General features: G+C 37.6%; 1 protein-coding gene. It reads left to right on the forward strand.

Translation table 11 applies throughout. The features are described from left to right. The first annotated feature begins 115 nt into the window (after positions 1–115). Positions 116–424 carry an ArsR/SmtB family transcription factor gene (locus R7Z50_RS30925; protein ID WP_005460911.1) on the forward strand — a complete coding sequence of 103 codons (309 nt, stop codon included), beginning with the start codon at positions 116–118 and terminating at the stop codon, positions 422–424. The last annotated feature ends 102 nt before the right edge of the window (positions 425–526 follow it).

A 526-nucleotide genomic window follows, 5' to 3' on the forward strand; every position in this document is an offset into this window, starting at 1 on the left:
TCTAAATTAGAAATGTCTAATGTTAATTTATCTAAATTCATCATTGCTAATTTAGTGTTGACTAAATATATTACTTTAGTAATATCTAATTTAGTTTTTAATATAGAGGTGAGTCATGAGCTATACAGATATGGATGTAGCAGCAATGAAAGGCAATGCCAATGAAGCTGCTGATCTCCTAAAAGTAATGGCACATCCGGAAAGGCTAATGGTGTTGTGCCAACTGACCCAAGGTGAAGTTGGTGTTGGGGAACTGCAAAAGAACTCGTTCCTTAGCCAATCCGCCTTTTCACAGCACTTAACGGTGCTTCGCAAACACAAATTGATCACGGCTCGTAAGGCATCACAGCAAGTGTTTTATTCGTTGTCAGAACCGAGAGTTGAGTCATTAATTAAAGCGCTTCATGGCGTTTTCTGTAACTAATTCGTAGCTAAGATTTTAGAGGTAAATAATGTTAAACGTTATTCCATGGGAATCGTTGTTTGGTGGCATTTTGTTAGGGATCTCCGCCACTATATTGTTGTT

It is taken from the genome of Vibrio sp. 1249-1, from assembly GCF_033340495.1.